Source organism: Bacteroidota bacterium, assembly GCA_020161395.1.
GTDB lineage: Bacteria > Bacteroidota > Ignavibacteria > Ignavibacteriales > Ignavibacteriaceae > UTCHB3.
The window spans coordinates 1-6,603 of the sequence record JAIUOE010000020.1 but is presented as its reverse complement, the minus strand read 5'-3'; the positions used below and the strand labels follow the sequence as shown (position 1 = coordinate 6,603).

At 39.6% G+C, this 6,603-nt stretch carries 3 protein-coding genes; all 3 read left to right on the top strand.

The annotated features are described in order from the left end of the window. The first annotated feature begins 341 nt into the window (after positions 1 to 341). The 3 genes from LCH52_16805 (at position 342) to LCH52_16795 (ending at position 6,266) form a co-directional block, all read left to right on the top strand. The gene (locus LCH52_16805; protein MCA0390151.1) at positions 342 to 1,289 is read left to right on the top strand and encodes an aldo/keto reductase; all 948 of its coding nucleotides are present in this window, start codon (positions 342 to 344) and stop codon (positions 1,287 to 1,289) included. 631 nt (positions 1,290 to 1,920) lie between these two features. Then, positions 1,921 to 3,102, top strand: a complete 1,182-nt coding sequence (locus tag LCH52_16800; protein MCA0390150.1) for an efflux RND transporter periplasmic adaptor subunit — start codon at positions 1,921 to 1,923, stop codon at positions 3,100 to 3,102. Next, complete coding sequence (locus tag LCH52_16795) at positions 3,102 to 6,266, top strand: CusA/CzcA family heavy metal efflux RND transporter (protein ID MCA0390149.1); 3,165 nt, start codon at positions 3,102 to 3,104, stop codon at positions 6,264 to 6,266. Before LCH52_16800 ends, LCH52_16795 begins: the two co-directional genes overlap by 1 nt. Positions 6,267 to 6,603 lie beyond the last annotated feature (337 nt).

Sequence of the window (6,603 nt, the reverse complement as noted above, 5' to 3'; positions counted from 1 at the left end):
AATTTAACGTAAGGCGAGGAATAAATAAAACGGAGATCATAAGTTGGAACCAACTTGAGGCGAAGACTCTTTTTGCTAAATCTGAGAATATAATAAAAAAGGCTGCCCCTTTTGAGACAGCCTCTTTTTTTGTATCCTTTTAAAAGGTCGGGTGATTTAAGCTTAATACCGTATATTTGGTTGATAATATTATCCAGATTCTGCCGCTCTTCTTCTTCCATCCCGGCTTTTATAATAACAATTTTTCATTTTCCTTTTGATTACATCCTCACGAAAATCATTTGAAATAATCAAAAAATTAATTTAACAACTTCAAGTTTTAATTTTTACCGGAGAAAATTATGAAAAAACATAAATTTGGTAACAGCGATTTACAAGTCTCACAACTGGGTCTTGGATGTATGGGGATGAGTGAATTTTATGGAAATTACGACGATAATGAATCAATAGCAGTCATCCATCACGCTATCGACAAAGGGATTAACTTTTTTGACACTGCAGATATGTATGGCCCGGAAAAAAATGAAATCCTGGTTGGAAAAGCCTTGAAGGGGAAAAGAGATGAAGTTGTATTAGCCACAAAATTTGGCGTTATGAGAGGAGCTGGAGGTTCATTCCCGGGTATTAATGGAAAACCAGAATATGTAAAACAAGCGTGTGAAAAGAGTTTACAAAGATTGGGAATTGATCATATCGATTTGTATTATCAACATAGAGTAGACCCAAATACACCCATTGAAGATACCGTTGGCGCTATGTCTGAATTGGTAAATGAAGGCAAAGTCAGATTTCTTGGACTTTCTGAGGCAACCGAGGAAATTATTAGAAGAGCTCATAAAATTCATCCAATTTCTGCGGTTCAAACGGAATACTCTTTGTGGAGTAACGATTTGGAAGCCGTCATACCGGTATGCAGAGAGCTTGGTATAGCCATGGTTCCTTATAGTCCGTTAGGAAGAGGATTTTTATCAGGAAATTATAGATCACCGGATGATTTTGAAGCAGGTGATTTCAGAAGGTATAATCCCAGATTTAGTGCCGAGAATTTTAGCAAAAATTTGGAAATTTTGGAAAAAGTTGAAGAAATAGCCAAATCAAAATCTGTAACTCCTTCACAAATTGCGCTTGCCTGGGTTTTATCCAAAGGTGATGATATGTTCCCAATCCCCGGCACAAAAAGAATTAAATATCTGGATGAAAATATTGAAGCAACTAAAATTTCGCTTGAAACGGATGAAGTTGAACAGTTAGACCAATTGTATAAATTAGTTTCCGGGAACAGGTATTGAGGCAGGGCAAATTTCCTGTGAGTGATTCTTGATGGAGGCCGTTGGAAGGGGGATTCCCGCCCGCACAACAAAGTTAACGCGAAATCAGATCACATTTATTCGAAATAACTCCGAACTTAAAAGGCTGCCCCAATAACGAGGCAGCCTTTTTTTTTGCCCCTGCTAACGGTTGTGAGATTAAAACTAAATACTGTATATTTGATTGATGATATTCTATAAATTCCGCCGGTTATTTGCTTATATTCCGGCTGTGATAGTTGCGATTTTTCTTTTTTCCTTTGTTCATTCAGAACTTGGGTTGTTCAATTATGATCACGGCGATCATTCTGAGCATGACCATTGTGAAATTGTTCAGACTACCAATATCCCGGGTGTCAGTTTTAAGGTACCACAGCCCAAACTTGAAATAAACAAGTTTCTCTCAGAGAATATAAATTTATCATCTGAATTTTGCGATATCATCCACCCGGTTCGTTATCAAAATCATCCTTCAACTTACAATTTATGTTCTGAACCAGTCTATATCCTTCATCGATCCCTTCTGATTTAGCCGCTCCACAATAAACATACAATTCTGACCTTTGGCTCTTCTGATGAGGGGCTTTCACTGATTATTTAATTTGGAGCAAAATTGAATTCTTCTTTAAAAATATACTCAATTATTACTTTGTTATCATTTATCCTGGCGGGTTGCTCTGGAGACGATAAGAAGGTTACAAAAGATGAACATCACGATGAAAAAGGTGGTGCCACCGAAGTAAAATTAACCAAAACTGCACAAAAGGATATCGGTTTGAAAGTTGAAACTCTTCAACTGACAAATGCCAGGGGTTTCCTTGATATACCCGCCAAAATAGTGACCAACCAAAATTCTGAAGCCCTTATTGGATCACTGGTTCAGGGGAGGGTAAAAAAGGTTTATGTAAATGTTGGCGATAATGTTAAACAGGGGCAGATCCTTTTCTCTATTGAAAGTCTGGAGGTTGGGGCACTAAAAGCTGGGCTGATAAAAGCCAAGGAAAATCTGGATTTTGCAAAATCGACTCTTGAGAGAGAAAAAAAACTTTTCGAAAAAGGGTTCAGTTCACAGCAGATGCTGGATCAGGTGAATGCAGAATATAACAGAGCACTCGCTGATTTTAATGCGGAAGATAAAAAGATACACTCAGTTGGGTTGATCGATGAGGATGTTTTTGACGTCAAAGGGAATGCTCTTCATTCCTCGGGTTTACTAAATATAAAATCACCAATCAACGGAACAGTTGTTGAGAGAAACCTGGTTACCGGTCAATTTGTTGAGTCAACCTCCAACGGTTTGCGGATAATGAATACAAGTACTGTATGGGTTGACGGACAGGTTTATGAAAAAGATATTGACAGAATAGTAAAAACAGGGAAACTAACCTTTGTCACCCTTGCTTATGGTGATGAGGAATTTTCCGGCAATATTATAAATATCGGTCAGACGGTTGATGAAAAAACCCGCACAATAACCATTCGGGGTGAGATTCCAAACAGAGGAGGCAAACTTAAACCGGAAATGTTTGGAGAGATGACTATCCGTATAGGAGAAGAGGTTGAAACCTTGATGTTGGATGCTGAGGCACTCGTGAAAGAGGGGTCGGAAGAGTATGTTTTTGTTCAGGTAAATGACACTCTTTTCGAGAAACGAATTGTAAAAACCGGATTTCATTTGGATGAAAAGGTTGAGATTACTGAAGGACTTAAGGCCGGCGAGAAAGTGGTTACTAAAGGATCATTTTATCTAAAATCAGAGATTAAGAAGGAAGAAATTGAAGGGGATGCTCACTAATGCTTGAAAAAATAGTACTCTTCATACTTAATCAACGTGGTTTGGTGGTATTTGTTTCTCTCGTAATTGCGGTTATTGGGATATACTCATATATCAATCTCCCAATAGACGCTTTCCCTGATGTAACAAACAATCAAGTCGAAATAATTAGCCATGCAGACGGTTTGTCAGCAATAGAAATAGAGAGGGATGTTACTTATCCCATTGAGATGTCTATGCGGGGTTTGCCCGATGTTGAGCAATTAAGATCGGTTACCAAATTTGGTCTCTCGATTGTGACTATAATCTTCAAAGATAATGTTGATATCTATTTTGCAAGGCAGGTTGTTTTCGAGAGACTTGCAGAAGCCAGAGAACAGGTGCCTACGGGTGTGGAGATGGCACTGGGGCCCGTTGCCACGGCAATGGGTGAGATCTATCAATATACAATTGATGGGAAATACCCGGCAGATTCATTGGAAAAAATAAAATATCTGACTGAATTGCGTACTCTGCAAGAATGGGTAATCACACCTCTGCTTAAGAGTATTAATGGTGTGAATGAGATAAACTCATTTGGAGGATATTTTAAGCAGTATCAGGTGAATATAAGTCCTGAAAAATTGGTAAAGTTCGATATCTCGGCAAACGATGTTTTTGTCGCTGTTACGAACAACAATCAGAATGTCGGCGGGAATATTCTCGAGAAAAACTCCGACCAATATATTGTTCGAGGGGTGGGATTGATTGAAAACCTGGATGACATAGGGGATATTGTGCTTAAATCATCCGCCGGAACTCCGGTGTTATTGCGAGAAGTTGCCGATGTCAGGATCGGAGAAGCTGTAAGAACCGGCGCTGCCATGATCAACGGTGAGCAGGAGGCGGTTGGAGGAATTGTAATGATGCTCAGAGGTGAGAACAGTAAGGATGTTGTTGAGGCTGTAAAAGCAAAAGTGGAAGAAATCAATACAGGTAATGTGCTGCCGGATGGATTAAAGATTGTACCCTATTATGACAGGTCAGAGATTGTAAGTGCCAGTGTGAATACAGTTAACAAGGCATTATTGGAGGGAGCCATTCTTGTCCTCCTGATACTTTATCTTTTACTCAGAAGTTTCAGAGCGAGTATAATAGTTCTCATTGCCTTGCCTCTCACTCTATGTGCTACATTTATTGTGATGAAGATTGTTGGTTTAAGTGCAAATTTAATGTCTCTTGGTGGACTTGCAATTTCGATTGGGATTATTATAGATGCTGCGATCATTCAGATGGAGAATGTTCAGAGGCATTTGAGTGAATCAAGTGGTGATTCGGGAAAACTTTCCACAGTACTCAAGGGTGTCCTGGAAGTGAGAAAACCAAGTATCCTCGGCGAAATAATCATCGCTACCACATTTATACCGATTCTTACTCTCGAGGGGATTGAAGGGAAGATGTTTACGCCATTGGCTCTAACAGTTGGAGTGGCAATTATCTGCTCTCTCTTGATTTCAATCTTTATTACTCCCGTGCTATGTTCACTTTTTCTAAAAGTGCAGCCGGAAAAAGAGAGTTTTGTAATGAAATATGCTCAGAGATACTATCTGAAAATATTTGAGATTGCCCAGAGGAGAAAATCAATTATTCTGGGTGTTGCTTTTTTGTTTTTGGCGGCTGCAATCTTTACTTTTACCAGGCTGGGAACAGAGTTCATCCCAGTGATGGACGAAGGTGCATTTGATGCTGATGTTGCGTTGCTGCCGGGTGTCTCTCTCGATAAAGCCATGGAAATTAACAAACTTGTTTCAAAAAAACTTAAAGAATTTCCCGAACTTGGAACAATTGTAAGTAAAACGGGGCAGACAAGTACGGCTCTTGATACCCGAGGTGTTGATAAGACGGGATTGGTTGGGATTCTAAAGCCGAGAAGTGAGTGGAGAGAAGATATTTCGCGAGAAGAGCTATTTGGCAGAATGCGTGAATCACTTGAAACCATCCCCGGGATAGGATTTGGATTCAGTCAGCCGATCCAGTGCAGAATTGATGAGTTAGTTGCCGGCACCAAGTCACAATTGATCATCAAGCTCTTTGGTGAGGATTTGGATACTCTTAAACTCAAGGCGGGGGAAATCGTCAGGATTCTCTCCTCTGTTGAGGGAGCAGAAGATATTATGGCTGAAAAAGTTGGCGGACAACCTTATCTAACCATCAAAATTGACAGGAGTAAAATTGCACGGTACGGGCTGAATATAAGTGATGTGCAAAATATTATTGAAATTGCGATTGCAGGAAAATCTGCCTCCCGTTTTTTTGAAAAAAACAGAAGTTTTGATATCGTCTTAAGGCTTCCTGAAAAGTACAGGAATTCAGTTGAATCAATTGGTAATATAATGGTCCCAACCAAAACCGAAAACCGCCTTCCTCTTCGACAACTCGCAACAATAGAGATAGTCGAAGGTCCTGTCCAGATTAGCCGTCAGGATGGGATTAGAAGGATAGGGATTGAATTGAATATAAGTGGTAGAGACATCGGTGGTTTTGTTGCAGAGGTGAAAGAGAAACTGAAAGAAGGTGTCAAACTGCCTTCCGGGTATTATCTTTCATGGGGTGGGCAATTTGAAAACCAACAGAGAGCAACTAAAAAACTGGCAATAATTGGGCCTTTGGCGGTTGGTTTAATATTTTTATTACTTTTTGTTACTTTCAGATCAATCAGGCGGGTGTTGCTCGTGATGTCAAATCTTCCATTTGCTTTGATTGGAGGAGTGTTTTCATTGTACATTTCAGGGCAGTTTTTATCAGTTCCTGCATCGGTTGGATTTATCGTATTATTTGGAGTTGCGGTGTTAAATGGTGTTGTACTTGTGTCATATATCGCTGATCTGAAGGAAAATGGGATGGAACTTCATGAAGCAATCAAAACAGGAAGCATGTCACGCTTGAGACCTGTATTAATGACAGCATTGATAGCAATTACAAGTCTTATTCCGATGCTATTTGCCACGGGTGCCGGATCAGAGATACAGAAACCTCTGGCAACCGTTGTAATCGGTGGGTTAATTTCATCCACACTGCTAACATTGATTTTGATTCCGGCTTTTTATCCCTGGTTTGAAAAAAAGGATTCTAACGGGGCACAAATAGATACAAGTCAGGCCGCTATTTCCACCGGGGGTAACATTGATTCGACAGATATGGGATAAGTGGTAGAGGATGCAAACAGCGTGAAATTGGGGTTTATTTCAACTTCACGCTGTCCCGGAAATCGATCTTACTGTTTGTAATTGGGTACCGTATTTTTTACAGCTCCTTTTACATAATAAGCTGAGGAAGTTATACATTTATGGAGCGGATCAGCCTTTGCTCCTGATAACTCTTCATTAATCGGGATTTTCCCGTTTACCACAGGAAATGAGGCTGTCTCGATAGTAAATATCCAGCAGCCTCTTTTTTTATGTCATTTTTCGTTTTTTTTGAATAACACCGGTAATTGTTCATTAACCAAAGTAACTTTTGTGTTTTTTGATCACAAAAAAAGGG

Excerpts from the sequence above, each read along its gene's own strand:
- LCH52_16805 (MCA0390151.1), top strand. The coding sequence starts at position 342 with ATGAAAAAACATAAATTTGGTAACAGCGATTTACAAGTCTCACAACTG.
- LCH52_16795 (MCA0390149.1), top strand. The coding sequence starts at position 3,102 with ATGCTTGAAAAAATAGTACTCTTCATACTTAATCAACGTGGTTTGGTG.